Origin of the sequence: Halorubrum cibi (assembly GCF_900182635.1) — an archaeon.
Taxonomy (GTDB): Archaea; Halobacteriota; Halobacteria; order Halobacteriales; family Haloferacaceae; genus Halorubrum; species Halorubrum cibi.
Window position 1 is genome coordinate 48,336 of the sequence record NZ_FXTD01000005.1, and the last position, 16,521, is coordinate 64,856.

The window sequence follows — 16,521 nt, forward strand, 5'->3', positions numbered from 1 at the left end:
GCCGTTCGTCCATGGAAGCCGACCGACACCGACTCGAACTCGGAAGCGCGAGCGCCGCACCCGGAACCGTCGACCGCGGCTGGCTCGACGTCGCCGACCTGCCGACCGGAACGCCCGAGCGACTCCCTGTGATCGTCGCCAACGGGGCCGACCCGGGACCGACGCTCTGGCTGACCGGCGGGGTCCACGGCGACGAGGCGACCGGAATCGCCGTCGTCCTCGAAACGATGGACGCGCTCGCCGACGACCCGGAGGCGCTGGCGTCGCTCGCCGGCGCGGTCGTCGCCGTCCCGGTCGTCTCGCCCGCGGGTCTCCGCCGGAACGCCCGGCACACCTACTACGACGACGAGGATCCCAACCGGTACTTCCCCGACGCAGACGCGACGTCTGCGCGTCCGCCGAAGCTCCAGGAGCGGATCGACGCCCGGCTCTACGGGGCGATCGTCGGCGAGGGAGACGCGGGCTCGGACCCCGCCGACGCCGTCGCCGCGGACGCCCTGATCGACTGTCACACCGCGGGCGTCGACAGCGAGCCGTTCGCGATCCGGGACCGGGTGCTGTACGGCGACCGCCGGAGCGAGTCGGCGGCGGAGGCGCTCGCGACCGAGCTCGAGTCCGTCGTCGACGCCTTCGGCTTTCCGACGCTCACGGAGTACCCCGCCGCGGAGTACGTCGAGGAGAACCTCCAGCGATCGCTCGCGGGAGCCGTCCTCAACGAGGCAGGCATCCCCGCGTTCACCGCCGAACTCGGCTCGCACTCCGTCGTCGACGACCGCCTCGTCGCGGGCGGCGTCGCCGGCGCGTTCGCGGTCGCGGTCGAGCGCGGCCTGCTCGCTCCCGACGACGTCCCCGCGCGCGTCGGCGAGCCCGCGGAGCACGTCGACGAGGTGCCCGTCGACTACCCGGTTCGGCGGTATCGCGGTCCGACGACCGAGACTTCGGGGCTCGTTCGCCATCGCGTCGACGCGGGCGAGTCGTTCGCCGAGGGCGACGTCCTCGCCGATGTCGTCTCCGCGACGGGCGAACAGCAGGAAACGATCCGGGCCGACCACGACGGGTACGCCATCTCGCGACGTGAAGGGCTGGCCGTCTACGAGGGCGACCCGATCGCGAGCCTGGCGGTGCGCGACGATGGCGACCTCGTCGTCCCCCGCGAGGACGGCGAAGACTGAAACGAAGTCCTTAATTACGGGACGGTCGTTCCTCCGAGTGCGACCCGGGACCGTGGGGTAGTGGTATCCTCTGCGGATGGGGTCCGTAGGACCTGAGTTCGACTCTCAGCGGTCCCATCAAAAATTTTACTGGTCTTCATTATCGAGGACTTCAGTACCCTCTAACGCCCGAAAGCGACATTCTGGGGTACGTTATGAACCGCCAGATCGGCGGGTCTGAAGAACCGATCGGCTACCGAAACAGCAACTGTCTCGAATCGTATAGGTCCTAGAAGTATCTTCGGCGTCAGTATCGGACGAGAATAACAAACGGGTGAAAGTGAGAGTCGTCTACGGTGAGCTGAAGCTTAAGTCATCAGCGAATGCGAAGTTATCCACGACTTCGAGTGTTCTGTCGACGAGGATGGAATCACTCGGCTGGTGAATGATTCGAACACGGACCTCTTCTCCGCTGCTAACATTGTTAGAACCGGTAGATGTGGTATTAATTCGATCTCCAACAGAAAGTCTATCACTAATGGTAGTCGTACCTTCATTATTGCCACTAGACACAATGACACGAAGCGTGTCCGATTCGATGGGATCTCCTCCACCGTGTTCGATCACGGTTTGATTATTTGTCTCGTCGAGGCTGACCTCTAGTTGTGCCGTCGGTTGACTGTCTCCGAGCGAATCCCCCAGACCGAGTACGAACGTCCCGATGACGGCCGCCAGGATCACCGTAATGGCGACCATAAGGATGACGCCGATAACGGGACTCACCGCGCGGTCGTCCGTGTTGAACAGGTTGTGTGGTTTCATTGTCTGAATCCAGCGGTTCGTCGGTTCGGGACGTCGAACCCCCTCGATCCCCCGACCGGATGCTGGTTAGTTGAAGGGAGGCGGACCTTCCATAAGTACTTGCTGCCATAAATATCAACGTTGAAAATTAGTTGTCGGTGAGAAATGATTGGACGATCGAGGTTTTCTCGGCGGAGTTCGTGGACGATCCGTGGGGCGGCGGCTGCGCAGCCAGACGTGCCGACACACCGCACGGATTTATACGGTCTCACGTTCCTCACGGACACACCCGATGCCCGAACGAACCCGCCGACGCCACCCATCGAGATGAGCGACGGCACAGCGTCCCGGCCGTCACCGCTGAACGGGCTGTCGGTTCTGGCGCTCGCCAGCGCCGTCTTCGCCGCCATTCTCATCGCCACGTACCTCCAGTACGTGTTGCTCGCGGTCGTCATCGCGTACGTACTCGCGCCCGTCCAACACCGCGCGGAGGAACACGTGCGGCCGGGAATGGCCGCGATCTCGGTGATCACGGGGGCGACCCTCGTGGTGTTCGTCCCACTCGCGTACGTCCTCACGGTCGCGCTCCGACAGGGACTCGCACTTCTCTCCGCCCTCCGACGCGGCGAGTTACGGGACCTCGTGGTCGACGAGATCGAGATATTCGGATACGTCGTCGACATCGACGTCCTCTACGTGACCTACCAGGAACCGATCAACACCGCGATACAGCGGCTCGCGAGCTGGGGACTCGGGCTGCTCCGCGGGATCCCGGACCTGACCGTGGGGCTGTCCGTGACGCTTTTCGTCCTGTTCACGCTGTTGCGCGACGGCGACCGACTCTTCGCGTGGGCGCTCACCGTCGCGCCGGTCTCCGAGCGCGTCCAGCGCGACCTGATCGCGGAACTCGACGACCTGATGTGGGCGTCGGTCGTCGGGAACGTCATCGTCGCGGGGATCCAGGCGCTGCTTCTCGGCGTCGGGCTGTTCTTACTCGGCGTGCCCGGCGTCACGTTCCTCACCGTGGCCGCGTTCGTCCTCACGCTGCTCCCGCTCGTGGGCTCCTTCGGCGTCTGGGTCCCGCTGTCGCTGTATCTGCTCGTGCGCGGTCGGACCACCGCGGCAGTCATCCTCTTCGTCTTCGGCGTCCTCGTCAGCCTCTCGGACACGTACCTCCGTCCCGCCGTGATCAACCGGGCCGGCGCGATCAACGTGGCGATCATCGTCGTGGGGATCTTCGGCGGGATCGTCCTCTTCGGCGGGGTCGGCCTCTTCGTCGGGCCGGTCGCGCTTGGCGGAGCGAAGGTAGTCCTCGACCTGTACGCGCGCGAGCGGGAGGCGGAAGCGAGAGTGATCGACCGTGGTGTGGAGTGAGAGAAGGGAGCCTAGAGGGACTCAGTAGACGTACTCGTCCTCGGCGATCGTCACGTAGTCGCGTCTCGTCTTCCGCTTGTTCCACTTGTAGCCGAGGATGAGCTTCAGCGACTCCCATCCCGACCGGTACGGCTGTGCGAGCAGCCCGCCGTCCGTCTCCGCGGCGAGCATCGCGTCCGCCGCGCCGATGATCCGGTCCCAGTCTGCCGGCTCGTAGTCGGCGACCATGTCCGCCATCGTGACGTTCCGGACGACCTCGTCGCCGATGGCCTCCTTCCACCGTCGGTTGTACGGAGCCAGATCGCCGGCGGCGGCGAGTTCACCCGCGATCGCGCCGGTGCGGACGGCGACGTGGTCGCCGCCCTCGTGGAACGCCGAGGTGGTCCCCATCGCGCCGCCGGCCACGGCGATGCCCGCCTCGGTCGGCGAGTCGATCGGCCGGGTCGAGGAGATCGGGTACGTCTCCGTCCCGCCGCGTTTGCCCGCGTCCTCGACGAGCGGGAAGTCCTCCTTGACGTCGTACTCGTCGCCGTACTGCCACTCCAGCAGCCGGCGGACGTACTCCGCACCGCTCGGAATCGAGTCGTCGTCCGCGGTGAGCAGCTCGTAGGCGTCGACGTCGAAGTCGTCGATGTCCATCCCGATCGGCATCGTGAGCCCGATCCGGCAGACGCGGTCGTCGTTCGGGAAGATCCACGGGTAGGCGGTCTCGCCGGGCATCACGCCCCACCAGAAGACGATCGCGTCCTTCACCTCCTCGTACACCGCCTCGGGCACGCGGCGGTACTCCTGGTAGGCGATGTGATTGGCCTCCGGCGGCGCGAGCCGGTCGGATCCACCCCGACCGGTCGGCAGGTACTCGTCGAGCACTCGGTTCGTCACCGTCCGCTGGGGTCCGTCCGCGAGCACGACGAAGTCGGCCCCGATCTCGTCGCCGTCGGCGAGGCCGAGCGTATGGCGGGGCGTCTCGCCGTTCGCTCCCGCGTCCAGGTCGGTGTCGACGCCGCGGACCGAGACGCCGACCCGGTACTCCGCGCCGGCCTCCTCGGCACGCTCGCGCAACCAGTCGTCGAAGCGGGCGCGCTGGAAGGTGTATCCGAACCCGTCGTAAGAGGACTCAATCCCCGTGTCGTACAGGGTTGCTGCGGACGACGGGCCGCGGAACTCCGCCCGATCCAGCTCCCGTTGAACGACGCCGTCGGCGAACTCGTCGGGGTGGATCCCCATGATATCGACCCAGTAGTCCAAGATCCCGGCGGCGTCGGTGGAGTCGGGACCGAGCCCCTCGCGATCGGCCCGCGGCACGCCCTTCTCCAACACGAGGGCGTCCGCGCCGCCGCTCGCGGCCGCGTGCGCCGCGGACGAACCGGCAGGCCCACCGCCAACGATCGCGACGTCTACGCGTTCCATACCCTGTGAGGTCGACCTCACGGCATTAAATTCACGGTCGCCGCCGGGATCCGAGCGACGCCAGGGGGTTCGGACGCCCTCGCGACCGGGTCGGTCGCTCTCGGCCCGCCGGGAATCGGTCGAAAACGATCGTTCATCCAGTTTTATCGGCGATTCTCGGCGTCGGAAAGACACGCTTTTGGTTCCCAACCGGGTCCGTCCGACAACGATGGCACGCGAGACGTGGGCGACACGAATGGGATTCATCCTGGCAGCGGTCGGGAGCGCGGTGGGGCTCGGGAACATCTGGCGGTTCCCCTTCATCACCGGACAGGAGGGCGGCGGAGCGTTCCTGCTCCTCTACCTGCTTTTCGTCGTGTTGATCGGCTTCCCGGCGATCCTCGTCGAGTTCGTGATCGGCCGGTACACCGAACTGAACCCGGTGGGGGCGATACGTGAACTCGGGAGCGGGGCATGGAACTACCTCGGCTGGCTGTTCGTCGTCACCGGCTTCGTCACCCTCTCGTACTACAGCGTCGTCGCCGGCTGGTTCCTTCGGTACACCCTGATCGGAGTCACCGACGGGTACGCGCTCGCGGGACCGGAGGAGGCGACCGCGCTGTACGGCTCGGTCACCACCGGACTCGACTCGCTCCTGTTTCACGCCGTGTTCATGGCGCTCGTCATCGGGATCATCGCCGCCGGCGTACGGCGGGGAATCGAGGTCGGCGTGAAGGTGATGGTGCCGGCGATCATCGTGGTGCTCGTCGGGCTCGCGGCGTACGCGTTCACGCTGGATGCCGCGGGCGCGGCGTACGCGTACTACCTCACGCCGGACTTCGGCTACCTCGCCGCGAACTGGACGAGCATCCTGCCGGCCGCCGCCGGACAGGCCTTCTTCACGCTCTCGCTCGGGATGGGGGTGATGATCACCTACGCCTCCTACCTCGGCGAGGACCGGAACCTCGCAACGGACGCGGGCATCATCGCCGCGCTCGACACGCTCATCGCCGTGATCGTCGGCTTCGTCGTCTTCCCGTTCCTCTTCGCGGCCGGGATCGAGCCCGGCGGCCCCGGTCCCAGTGCGATCTTCGTGAGCCTCACGTCCGCGTTCACGGGGATCCCCGGCGGTCGAATCATCGGGATCGTGTTCTTCGCGATGGTCGGGATAGCCGCGCTCTCCTCCGCGATCAGCATCCTCGAAGTGCTCGTCTCGTACCTGATCGACGAGTTCGACGTCGAGCGCGTCCCCGCGTCGGTCGCCATCGGCGTCGCCGTCTTCCTGCTCGGCGTCCCGGTGACGATCGACCTGATCTTCCTCGGGTTATACGACAATCTGGCCGGCGGCGTCCTGCTCGTGTTAGGCTCGCTGCTGCTCGCGCTGTTCGTCGGCTGGGTGATCCCCGACGTCGCCCGCAATGAACTGGAAAAGGGGATCGGCAGCCTCGGCGGACTCGGAACCGCCTGGATCTGGATCGTCCGGATCCCGATCGTGATCGTCGTCCTCGTCTCGCTGTATCTGGGAGTCGTCGGCTACGTCGACTTCCTGACCGGCGGCTTCGCCGAGTGGCTGGCGGCGCGATAGATCCGTCTCCTGCGGTCCTGCCGGTTCCGTTGACCGAACCCGTCCGGCGGTCCTGCCGATCCCGTTGACCGAACCCGTCCGGCGGTCGAACCGACCGTACCGACTGCTTAAAGGCGAACGGGACTGAAGCATCGTCAGTGAGCGAACCGATCCCGATCGGCTGTGAGCCGGTCGACGACCTGCTGGGCGGCGGGTTCGAACGCGGGGTGGTCACGCAGGTGTACGGTCCCCCCGCCGCGGGCAAGACCAACCTCGCGCTCTCCGCAGCCATCGAGGTCGCGGCGAGCGGCGACCGGTCGCTCTTCATCGACACCGAGGGGCTCTCGATCGACCGGTTCGAGCAGATGGCGGGCGCACGAGTCGACCGCCCGGACATCGACGAGGACGTCGAGGAGCTGGCCTCGCGGCTGGTGATCACCGAGGCGTACGACTTCGAGGACCAGCGCGAGGCCGTCCGCGACGCCGAGGAGCTCGCGGCAGAGGTCGATCTGGTCGTGTTGGACTCCGCGACCGGCTTCTACCGGCTCGAGCGCGCCGACGACACGGAGGGCGGTCAGTCGCTCCGGAAGGTCGCGAAACAGGTGACGCACCTCCTCTCGCTGGCGCGACGACACGACCTCGCGGTGGTGATCACGAACCAGGTGTTCACGGATCCCGAGAGCGACCGCGACCGCGCGCTCGGCGGCAACACGCTCAACCACTGGACCGGCGCGATCCTCCGTGTCGACCGCTTCCGCGGCGGGAACCGTCGAGCAACCCTGGAGAAACACCGGTCGAAGCCCGCCGGAGACTCCGCCACGTTCCGGATCGTCGAAAAGGGACTCGCGGCGGGCGCGAACGAGGACTAGCGTCGGAGAGAGCGGGTCGAGCCGGAAAACGATCGAACGTGGGCGAGCCGGAGTGTCGGGCCGAGGTGAGTCGGACGCGCTTAGAGCTCGCCGAGCTTCCGGAGCAGCTGGCCGCGGTACTCCTCGTCGGCGTTGACGCCTTTGATCTCGAGGACGTTCCGCTCCAGCTTGTCGAGCGCCACGTGGAACGCGTGTTCGGCGCCGTACCCCTCGCCGGAGCCGCCGACCTGTCCCTGGTCCGTCCGCAGGCGGATCTGACACTGGATGAGCGGGGTGCCGCGGAGCTTCTCCTTGTGCTGGTGGAGCCGGACGTGCGCGTGCATCACCTGCATCTGGGCGTACTTGTCCGCGACGCTTTCGATCGACTCGACGACGTGTTCGCGCGAGGTGTGCTCGAGGAGGTCGACGTTCGTGATCTGTACGTCGAGCGAGTCCTCTTCAGTGAACGTGAGCGCGCGCAACACGTCGGTCTTGGTGACCATCCCCGCGACCGCTTCGATGCCTTCGGGGGTGACGACGAGCCCGGAGACCTCGTTGTCGAACATACGCGAGACCGCCTCCTCCGCGGTCTCGTCGGCGGTCGCGGTCACGACCGGACTCGACATGATGTCGTACACGGGGAGATCGAGCATCCGATCGATGTCGCCGGCGCGGTCCCCGCTGCCCTGACGCTCCTGGTCGCGGACGACGAACTCGACGATGTCGTTCGTGGTGACGACGCCGGCGAGCATCCCGTCGTCGTCGAGCACCGGCAGTCTGGAGATCCCGTTCTCGCGGAGTCGGTTGATCGCTCGCCCCACGCTGTCCTTCTCGTTGATGCCGATCACGTCGGTCGTGGCGATCTGATCGACCGTGATCGCGTCGAGGCTCTCCAAGACGGCCTCAAGGATCTGATCGACCGTCACGATGCCGTAGAGCTTCTCACCCTCGTACACGGGCGCGATCTTCACGTCGCCCTCGACGAGGAGCCGGGCGGTCTCGCGGACGTCCTCCGTCCGCTTCACCGAGGGCGCGGGCTTGACGACGGCAGAGACCTTCGTGTCGTCCTCCATCCGTGAACGCAGCAGCTGTTTCTCACCGACGACCCCCGCGTACTCGCCGTCCTCGGTGACGACTATCCCCTTCGGATTCTCGCGCTCGAAGATGGATCGGACCTTGGCGAGCCGCTCGTCGGCGTCGACCTCGACGTACTCCGGCACTGCGATATCAGCGATGTTCATGGTCCAACCGGAACGTTGGACGCGCCGGGTATTGAAAGTACAGGGGTCGTGGTGGTGCGTGAGATTCCGACGCGAACCGCGGAACGCGGAGCGTCCGGAACGGTCCGGTGAAAGCTTTTTGACCGTTACCCCCCGAGAACGCGACGTGTACGACGCCGTCGTCCTCGATCACGACGGGGTGATCGTCGGTCGGACGCCGTTCGACACCCTCCGTGAAGCCGCCTGGGAAGCGTTCGAGCGGCTGGGCGTTGCCGATCCCGACCTCACGCACGTCGACGACGTCGCGGTCGGCGTCGATCCGGCGACGCTTTCCGACATCTGTGAGCGGTATGAGATCGACCCGGTGGAGTTCTGGCGCGTCCGCGACGAGACCGCGTCCGACGCGCAGATCGCCGCCTCGCGAGCCGGTCGCAAGACTCCCTATGAGGACGTCGACGCGCTCTTACATCTCGACGCCGCGCTCGGAATCGTCTCCTCGAACCAGCAGGCCACGGTGGACGACCTCCTCGCGCACTTCGGGCTCGCGGACCGCTTCGACGTCGTCTACGGTCGCGAACCCTCGATCGCCAGCCTCTCGCGGAAGAAACCCTCCCCGTACTACCTCGAGCGAGCGCTCTCCGACCTCGACGTCTCGACCGCGCTGTTCGTCGGTGACAACGAATCGGACGTCCGCGCGGCCGACAACGCCGGGATCGACTCCGCCTTCATCCGCCGGCCGCACCGCCGCTCGTTCGAACTCTCCGCGCAGCCGACCTACGAGATCGACGACCTCCACGACCTCGTGAGCCTCTGTGGTCGCTCGCCGATCGGGTCGCCGTAAGCGGTGGCTTCCGCGAAAGTCACGCGCCTCCGCCGGAACCGCGACGCCGACGTTTATGCGTCGCCGACCGTGATTCGAGACGTGAACCTGAACCTCCCGCCGGTGGGACTGGGAACGATGGGAATCGAGGACCCCGAGCCGATCGCGACCGCGCTCGGGGTCGGGTACCGCCATCTCGACACCGCCCGGATCTACGGCAACGAGGCGGTCGTCGGCGAGGGACTCGCCGCGAGCGACGTCGACCGCACTGACGTGACGGTCGCGACGAAGCTCTGGATCGACGCGCTCGCCGGCGACGACGTGGAATCGACCGCGCGAGAGAGCGCCGACCTCCTCGGCATCGACCGGATCGATCTCCTGTACGTCCACCGCCCCCGCGGCGCGTACGACCCGGAGACGACGCTCCCCGCGCTCGATCGGCTCGTCGACGCCGGGGTCGTCGGTGCGGTCGGCGTCTCGAACTTCGAGGTCGACGACCTCGAGCGCGCCCGCGAGGTCCTCGACGCGCCGATCGCCGCCCACCAGACCGAGCTCCATCCGCTGTATCACCGCCCGGAACTCCTCGAACACGCCCGCGAGCACGGCTACCCCATCGTCGCGTACTCGCCGCTCGCAGGCGGGAGGGTCGGAGAGGTCGACCCAGTCTGCGAGGTCGCGGAGAACCACGGGACGACGCCCGAGGCGGTCGCGATCGCGTGGGCGACCGCGAAGGAGCCGGTGGTGACGATCCCGAAGGCGTCGACGGAGCGGCACCTCCGAGCGAACCTCGCGGCCGCCGAGATCGAACTCGATCCCGAGGAGATCGCCGCGATCGACGCGGTCGACCGCGAGGAGGAGCTGTACCCGGAATGATCGGTGGACGGATCCGACGAGTGGAGAGTCGGACGACTAAGGTTAGTTATCTGTCCCAAATTCAGTCTTGGCATCCGTCACAAGTTCAGCTAAGATTTTGAGGTAATAACGGAGGTCGTCTCGTGCCTCCGTTGGTTTACTGTAGGACTCTTGTTCATTTAAGTCTGGAAAAAATAATCCAGTCTCCACATCAACATTATCAAAATCGATGTAGAATTTTACTTCCTCACCGTCCTCTGTTTCCACAATAAAACCAGATCCGCCCCATTGGTCACCAATGAAGATTGAGTCTGCCCAGCTAGGTACCTGCCTTTGGAGTTCAGCTATGCTTCCTGAGAATGAAGCGTGAGTGGCTACTCCCGAACCACCCTCGTGTTCCATCTCATTACGTAGATCCTTCATACGCCGGCAAACAGGATCCTGCTTTAGTACCTCAATTCGATCCTCGTACCAGTGCTCAAATTCAGCATCCTTAGATTTTGCTTTCTGTAGGGCGAACGTGAGATTCCTTCCAAACGAAACAGCGTTGTACAGTCCAATATACTTCTCCTCACCCTCTCCTGATTCAAATTGTTTTAATCCAGCATATGCGCCTTTCAACATACGATCTGCGCGCTCTACTGCTTGTTCCGGTTCCACGCTCATATCGTGACCTTTGGATTGTTTGCCGAAAAATCATCTGTTCAATCAGATTAGGACGAATCATCTACCGTATGGCGAGAAGCAGGTCCGTTTCGCCGGATCGATGAGTTGCCTCATACGCTCATACCGTTGTCTGTCCAAGAAATCGGCGGCAGGCGGATTCGACGAGCGATCGATAGAATAGATCCATGTTTGTGTATATTTCTCTACTGCCACCCGAATTGATCGACACGATCCCGGGCAGCTTTTACCCTTCCCGGCACCCCGTTCGGGTATGACCGAGGTCATCGACGGCGAGGCGGTGGCGGCCGACGTTCGATCCGACGTGGCCGACTGCGTGGGGACGCTCGCGGACGCGGGCGTGACCCCCGGATTGGCGACCGTGCTGATGAGCGACGATCCCGCGAGCGAGACGTACGTCTCGATGAAACAGCGCGACTGCGAGGAGGTCGGCATCGAGGGGATCCACGTCGACGTCGACGCCGACGCGCCCGCCGCGGAGCTGTTCGAGACCATCGACGACCTCAACGAGCGCTCGGACGTCCACGGAATCTTGGTCCAGTTACCCGTCCCCGATCACGTCGAGAAGCGCGAGGTGCTCCGGCGGATCGACCCCGAGAAGGACGTGGACGGGTTCCACCCCGAGAACGTCGGGCGGCTCGTCGCGGGCGACGCCCGCTACAAGCCCTGTACGCCCCACGGTGTCCAGAAGCTGCTCGCCGCCTACGACGTCGAGACCGAGGGGGCCGACGCGGTCGTCGTCGGCCGCTCCGACATCGTGGGCAAGCCGATGGCGAACCTCCTGATCCAGAAGGCCCCGCAGGGCAACGCCACCACGACGGTCTGTCACTCCCGCACCGAGGACCTGGAGGGGAGACTCGGAGACGCGGACATCGTGATCGCCGCCGCCGGCATCCCGGAGTTCGTCGACGGCTCGATGTTGAAGGCGGACGCGACCGTGATCGACGTGGGGATAAATCGGGTCGAGACGGACACGGAGAAGGGGTACGAACTGGTCGGCGACGTCGATTACGAGTCGGCGAAGGAGGTCGCGGGCGCGATCACGCCAGTTCCCGGCGGCGTCGGCCCGATGACCCGCGCGATGCTCCTGTACAACACGGTGAAGGCGGCCGGGCGTCAGCACGACGTCGCGGTCGATCTGGACTGAATCCGGCGTCGCGGCCGCTTTCCCGTCGCGTCCCGTCTCACTCGAACGCCCCGCACAGCCCCGCACTGCCCCGCACCTCACACCTCCCCAGCCTCGGCGGACGGTCCGTCGCGGGCGAGCCGCTCCGGCCCGCCGCCTCCCTCGCGCGGACTCCTCCCGCCCTTCGGGCGCTCGGAGGCACGCGCCACCGCACTACAGATCAGTAGCGCTCGCCGTCGCAGATCGTCGATTCCCGTAGCTCACTCCTCCCGGTTCCGGATCTCGATCCGCCCCTCTATCTCGGGGTCGATACCGCGCTCGCGGGCGAAATCGGCGAGCACCTCGTACTGGATGTCGGTCTCGCCGACCCGGTGGCGCTCCTCGAGCGTCGGGTACTCGTGATCGGAGTGGAGCAGGTACTCGGAGGTGGCGACGGTGTACCGGGCGTCCGGATCGATCGCGTCGCCGTCGACGGTCGCCTCCGTGATCGCCTCGCGTTCGGCGTCCCAGACGATCCGGGCGTTCGAGACGTGGCCGTGCCACCAGTCGTCCTCGCCGAAATCGACGTCGGGCGCGGCCATCTCCCGGAGGACGCGCCGCAGCTCCTCGCCGTCGATCTCGGTGAGAACCACCGGCTCCTCGAAGGGGATGAGACTGATGAGGTCGGCCTTCGTCACGTCGCCGGCCCAGGGGTCGCCCTGCCGGAGGCCGCCCGCGTTCGAGAGCCCCACGTCGGCGTCGTGCGCCCAGCGGAACGCGTCGGCGACGAAGTTGCCGACGCGGCACTCGCCGCCGTGGACGACGTCGCCAGTCCGCTCGATCGGCTCCGTGACGCGGTCGACGACCTCGCCGAGGTCGGCCGCGCCCATCCGCTCGGCGAGCGCCCGCTCGAGATCCGCGTGGGGGGCGACGCCGTCCGGCTCGTGGAGGGTCGCGGTGGCGGAGGCGTCGGGGTTCGTCGGGTCGCCGAGGTCGACCTCGGCGACCGCCTCGCCGTTCACGCCCGGTCGGACGAGGAGCGTCCCGTCGACGCGCTCGTTCCGCCGGCTGTGGACGTGGCCGCCCAGCACCGCGTCCACGTCGAGCTCGCGGGCGAGGTCGTCGTCGCCGCCGCCGAGGTGCGAGAGGACGACCCGGTGGTCGACCTCGGGACCCTCGCGTTCGAGGTCGGCGAGCGCCTCCCGCGCGGCCGCGACCGGGTCGTCGAACGAGAGCGGCGCGGCCATCGGGTTGAGCGAGTCGGTCGCGGGGTCGGTGACGCCGACGAACCCCACGGTCGCGCCGTCGACCGCGCGGGTCGTCCAGGGGACGACGCCCTCCGATCGGCCGAAGGGGTCGCCGTCCTCGTCGCGGACGTTCGCGGAGACGAACTCGACGGGCGCGTCGTCGACGAGCCCGCGGAGGGCGTCGGGGCCGTAGTCGAACTCGTGGTTGCCGAAGGTGTCGAGGAGGGTGTCGGTGGCCGCGTAGAAGTCGATCGTCTGTCGTCCCTTCGCGACGAGCGACAGGACGCCCGGCGCGGTGGTGTCGCCGGTGGCGACGACCGCGGCGTCGGGGCCGTCGAGGGCGCGGATCCGGCCGGCCAGCCGGGCCGCGCGCTCGGGGACGTCGAAGACGTTCTCGATGTCGGAGTAGTGGAGGAGACGAGCCATGCGTGGATGCCCCTCGGTCGGGCGCGAACAAAAACGATCGCAAGCGGAACCGATCGGGGAATCCCCCCGTCACGCCCTGGCACGCCTCCCGAGCGCTTTGAAAGCGCTTTTATGCTGTCCAAGAGTACCCGGGAGTACACCCTCTGTGGGGTCGATGATGTGCCGTTCCGATAGGGATCGACCACGGGACGGACACGCGAGCCCACACGGAGGACATAGGTGAACAACACATGCCAGTTTACGTAGACTACGACACCCCGGCCGACCTCGCCGAGCGATCGCTTGAGGCGTTCGAGGTCGCCCGAGACACCGGTACCGTAAAGAAGGGAACGAACGAGACCACCAAGTCCGTCGAGCGCGGCAACGCGAAGCTCGTCCTCGTCGCCGAGGACGTCTCGCCCGAGGAGATCGTGATGCACCTCCCCGAGCTCGCCGAGGAGAAGGGGATCCCGGTCGTCTTCGTCGACACGCAGGACGAGGTCGGCCACGCCGCGGGCCTCGAGGTCGGCTCCGCCGCCGCCGCGGTCGTCGAGGCCGGCGACGCCGCCGACGACATCGAGGACATCGGCGAGAAGGTCGCGGAGCTTCGATAACCACCCATGAGCGCAGAAGAGGGACCCGGCGATTCGACCACCGCCGAGGTGATCGAGGTCGTCGGCAAGACCGGGATGCACGGCGAGGCCATGCAGGTCAAGTGCCGCATCCAGGAGGGATCGAACCAGGGACGGATCATCACGCGAAACGTCCTGGGTCCCGTCCGGCTGGGCGACGTGCTCCAGTTGCGCGAGACCCAGCGTGACGCCGACGCCATCGGAGGCCGATAACCCATGGTCGAGACACGCACCTGTGATTACACCGGCGAGGAGATCGAGCCCGGAACGGGCACGATGTACGTGAAGACGAACGGCCAGATCCTCCACTTCGTCGACTCGAAGGCGGAGAAGAACTACTTCCTCGGCCGCGAGGCGCGCGACCTCGAGTGGACCGAGGAAGGCCGCAACGAGGGAGGCGAGTAGATGAGCCACCACGACGAGCGCACCTTCGTGATGGTCAAACCCGACGGCGTCCAGCGCGGACTCATCGGCGAGATCGTCTCCCGGTTCGAGGAGCGCGGGCTGAAGCTCGTCGGCGGCAAGTTCATGCGGATCGACGAGGATCTCGCCCACGACCACTACGGCGAGCACGCCGACAAGCCCTTCTTCGACGGGCTCGTCGAGTTCATCACCTCCGGGCCCGTCTTCGCGATGGTCTGGGAGGGCGCTGACGCGACCCGGCAGGTCCGCGCGATGGTCGGCGAGACCGACCCCGCCGAGTCCGCGCCCGGCACGATCCGCGGCGACTTCGGCCTCGACCTCGGCCACAACGTGATCCACGCGTCGGACCACGAGGACGAGGGCGCGAACGAACGCGAGATCGACCTGTTCTTCGGCGACGACGAACTCGTCGAGTACGCCCTCGACACCGCGGCGTGGGTGTACGAGGACGAGGATCACTGAGGCCGACGACCTCATCTCGAAGCCCCGAAATTCGACTCCCCGGAACTCGACGCCCTCCTGACGGCCCATCTCACCGGTTCTCCCGTCGGAGCACCCCGACGACGACCGCATAGCGGCCGCTTCGTTGACACACCTCGTTTCCGGTGAAAACGGACCGGCATCCCGCTTCAGTCACTCGATTCTTCGACTGGGGACGTATATAAGTCGACCCTCCCGGACGCCACGGCTCACCGAACGTCGGCAGGCGTGATCCGTCGGGTGTCGGCAGCCGTGGCTCGTCGAGTGCCGCTACGTCGACAGCGCCCGAACCACGCCGCGCTGGTCGACGACGAGTACCTCGTCGGTTCCGTCGTCGTCCGCGTCGGCGAACAGCGGTCCCGCGTAGACGACCGTCTGCGGGACGCTCCCTCGGAGGACGACCTCGCCGGTGGGGGTCAATCCGAGGACCTCACCCTCCCGATTGACCGCGGCCGACTCGGACGTGTCGTCACCCGTCACCTCGCCGATACCGGGCGCGTTCACCCGCGTCTGGCCGCCGTACTGTTGTTTCCAGACGACCTCGCCGTCGAGCAGACTGACGGCCCAGATGCTCCCGACGCCGCCGACGAGGACGCGCCCGTCGTCCGCATCGCCGACCGCGACGGGGCGGTCCTGGAGGCCGACCTCGTACCGCGAGGAGCCGTCGGCGACCTCCAGCGCCTCGAGGTTCCCGTTGGCCCCGCCGAGCGTCAGGACGGGACCGCGGCGCGTCACCGCGGCGTTCCAGCTCACCGCCGTCACCGTCGGCGTCGCGCTCCAGCGCGTCTCGCCGGACTCGCCGAGGAAGTGGACGGTTCCGGGATCCGTTCCCGCGGTCGACACCGCGACGCCGCCGGGGATTCCTCCCTCGCGTCCGTCGGGGTCGGGGTCGGGAGCGACGACGAGCGGTCTCCGCTCGATCCGCCCGTCGATCGACGCGTCGAAGACCGGCTCACCATCGGCGTCGACCGCGAGCACGGACCCGTCCGTTGCGGTCGCGACGACGAGGTTCGATCCCTCTCCGACCGGATCGCCGATCGCGGGGGTGACGCCACCGGGGCCATCGAGGTCAACGACGAACCGTTCGCTCCCGTCGACGGCGTTCAACACGACCAGCTTCCCCGGCGCAGTCGTGAACGCGACCACCGGGTCGCCGGCGAGCGTGCCGGTCGCGAGTCGACTCACGTCGACCGGGTCGGTTCCGTTCTCGACGCTCTCGCCGGCCCTCTCGTCGGTACCGACCGGTATTCGGGTCGTCCACGCCCGACCTTCGCCCGGCGTCAGCGCGCGCACGGCGCGGTCGTCGTCCTCGACGGTCGGCTGGACGACTCTCGTCTCCCCGTCGACGACGACGGTCGCGACCCCGGTGCCGTCGTCTCCCTCCGCGGGTTCCGACTCCCAGACCACCGTCGCTTCGGTGTTCGCGTCGTCGAGGCCGACGAACGCGAACGTGGCGACACCGACGCCGGTCGCGCCGCCGGCGAACAGGATCAGGACGGCGAACAGGACTCGACGATCCATTGGCG

At 66.8% G+C, this 16,521-nt stretch carries 17 protein-coding genes and 1 tRNA gene; 12 read left to right on the forward strand and 6 right to left on the reverse strand.

The annotated features are described in order from the left end of the window. Window positions 1–11: 11 nt before the first annotated feature. Entirely contained in the window at window positions 12–1,172 is a 1,161-nt protein-coding gene (locus FN829_RS07675) for a succinylglutamate desuccinylase/aspartoacylase family protein (protein ID WP_142986406.1), read from the forward strand. Window positions 1,173–1,218: 46 nt separating this feature from the next. Next, window positions 1,219–1,289, forward strand: a tRNA-Pro gene (locus FN829_RS07680). Between the two features lie 213 nt (window positions 1,290–1,502). Here FN829_RS07680 and FN829_RS07685 read toward each other — a convergent pair. Continuing rightward, the gene (locus tag FN829_RS07685; RefSeq protein WP_142986407.1) at window positions 1,503–1,973 is read right to left on the reverse strand and encodes a type IV pilin; all 471 of its coding nucleotides are present in this window, start codon (window positions 1,971–1,973) and stop codon (window positions 1,503–1,505) included. A gap of 306 nt (window positions 1,974–2,279) precedes the next feature. Here FN829_RS07685 and FN829_RS07690 point away from each other — a divergent pair, with 306 nt between their 5' ends. Continuing rightward, window positions 2,280–3,326 (forward strand): AI-2E family transporter, encoded by a 1,047-nt coding sequence (locus tag FN829_RS07690; protein WP_142986408.1) that lies wholly within the window; start codon window positions 2,280–2,282, stop codon window positions 3,324–3,326. A gap of 21 nt (window positions 3,327–3,347) precedes the next feature. Here FN829_RS07690 and FN829_RS07695 read toward each other — a convergent pair whose 3' ends face one another. Then, a complete protein-coding gene (locus FN829_RS07695) occupies window positions 3,348–4,736 on the reverse strand; it encodes an NAD(P)/FAD-dependent oxidoreductase (RefSeq protein ID WP_142986409.1) in 1,389 nt (462 codons plus the stop codon). A 208-nt stretch (window positions 4,737–4,944) separates the two neighbouring features. Between FN829_RS07695 and FN829_RS07700 the strand changes: the two genes are divergently transcribed. Both FN829_RS07700 and radB read left to right on the forward strand, forming a co-directional pair. Next, window positions 4,945–6,300, forward strand: a complete 1,356-nt coding sequence (locus FN829_RS07700) for a sodium-dependent transporter (protein WP_142986410.1) — start codon at window positions 4,945–4,947, stop codon at window positions 6,298–6,300. A 137-nt stretch (window positions 6,301–6,437) separates the two neighbouring features. Beyond that, on the forward strand, window positions 6,438–7,148 hold the full coding sequence (gene radB, locus FN829_RS07705; protein ID WP_142986411.1) for a DNA repair and recombination protein RadB: 711 nt from the start codon (window positions 6,438–6,440) through the stop codon (window positions 7,146–7,148). Window positions 7,149–7,228: 80 nt separating this feature from the next. Here radB and FN829_RS07710 read toward each other — a convergent pair whose 3' ends face one another. Further along, the gene (locus tag FN829_RS07710; protein WP_142986412.1) at window positions 7,229–8,368 is read right to left on the reverse strand and encodes a CBS domain-containing protein; all 1,140 of its coding nucleotides are present in this window, start codon (window positions 8,366–8,368) and stop codon (window positions 7,229–7,231) included. Between the two features lie 145 nt (window positions 8,369–8,513). On the opposite strand from FN829_RS07710, the gene FN829_RS07715 reads away from it, so the two are divergent. Further along, window positions 8,514–9,188: an HAD family hydrolase gene (locus FN829_RS07715; protein WP_142986413.1), complete on the forward strand. Its 675-nt coding sequence runs from the start codon at window positions 8,514–8,516 to the stop codon at window positions 9,186–9,188. Between the two features lie 87 nt (window positions 9,189–9,275). Further along, complete coding sequence (locus tag FN829_RS07720; RefSeq protein ID WP_142986580.1) at window positions 9,276–10,040, forward strand: aldo/keto reductase; 765 nt, start codon at window positions 9,276–9,278, stop codon at window positions 10,038–10,040. 42 nt (window positions 10,041–10,082) lie between these two features. Here the strand turns inward: FN829_RS07720 and FN829_RS07725 are convergent, their stop codons facing one another. Continuing rightward, window positions 10,083–10,685: a hypothetical protein gene (locus tag FN829_RS07725; protein WP_142986414.1), complete on the reverse strand. Its 603-nt coding sequence runs from the start codon at window positions 10,683–10,685 to the stop codon at window positions 10,083–10,085. Window positions 10,686–10,956: 271 nt separating this feature from the next. Between FN829_RS07725 and FN829_RS07730 the strand changes: the two genes are divergently transcribed. Next, window positions 10,957–11,850, forward strand: a complete 894-nt coding sequence (locus tag FN829_RS07730; protein WP_142986415.1) for a bifunctional methylenetetrahydrofolate dehydrogenase/methenyltetrahydrofolate cyclohydrolase — start codon at window positions 10,957–10,959, stop codon at window positions 11,848–11,850. Between the two features lie 239 nt (window positions 11,851–12,089). Here FN829_RS07730 and FN829_RS07735 read toward each other — a convergent pair whose 3' ends face one another. Further along, a complete protein-coding gene (locus tag FN829_RS07735; protein ID WP_142986416.1) occupies window positions 12,090–13,481 on the reverse strand; it encodes a bifunctional metallophosphatase/5'-nucleotidase in 1,392 nt (463 codons plus the stop codon). A gap of 230 nt (window positions 13,482–13,711) precedes the next feature. Here FN829_RS07735 and rpl7ae point away from each other — a divergent pair, with 230 nt between their 5' ends. The 4 genes from rpl7ae to ndk are packed head-to-tail and all read left to right on the forward strand — an operon-like array spanning window position 13,712 to window position 14,977. Further along, complete coding sequence (gene rpl7ae, locus FN829_RS07740; protein WP_094529274.1) at window positions 13,712–14,074, forward strand: 50S ribosomal protein L7Ae; 363 nt, start codon at window positions 13,712–13,714, stop codon at window positions 14,072–14,074. 6 nt (window positions 14,075–14,080) lie between these two features. After that, a complete protein-coding gene (locus tag FN829_RS07745) occupies window positions 14,081–14,305 on the forward strand; it encodes a 30S ribosomal protein S28e (RefSeq protein WP_112077388.1) in 225 nt (74 codons plus the stop codon). Between the two features lie 3 nt (window positions 14,306–14,308). Then, on the forward strand, window positions 14,309–14,497 hold the full coding sequence (locus FN829_RS07750) for a 50S ribosomal protein L24e (RefSeq protein WP_142986417.1): 189 nt from the start codon (window positions 14,309–14,311) through the stop codon (window positions 14,495–14,497). Next, the gene (gene ndk, locus FN829_RS07755) at window positions 14,498–14,977 is read left to right on the forward strand and encodes a nucleoside-diphosphate kinase (RefSeq protein WP_142986418.1); all 480 of its coding nucleotides are present in this window, start codon (window positions 14,498–14,500) and stop codon (window positions 14,975–14,977) included. Window positions 14,978–15,265: 288 nt separating this feature from the next. On the opposite strand, the gene FN829_RS07760 is transcribed toward ndk, so the two are convergent. Then, entirely contained in the window at window positions 15,266–16,516 is a 1,251-nt protein-coding gene (locus FN829_RS07760) for an outer membrane protein assembly factor BamB family protein (RefSeq protein WP_142986419.1), read from the reverse strand. Between the last annotated feature and the right edge of the window lie 5 nt (window positions 16,517–16,521).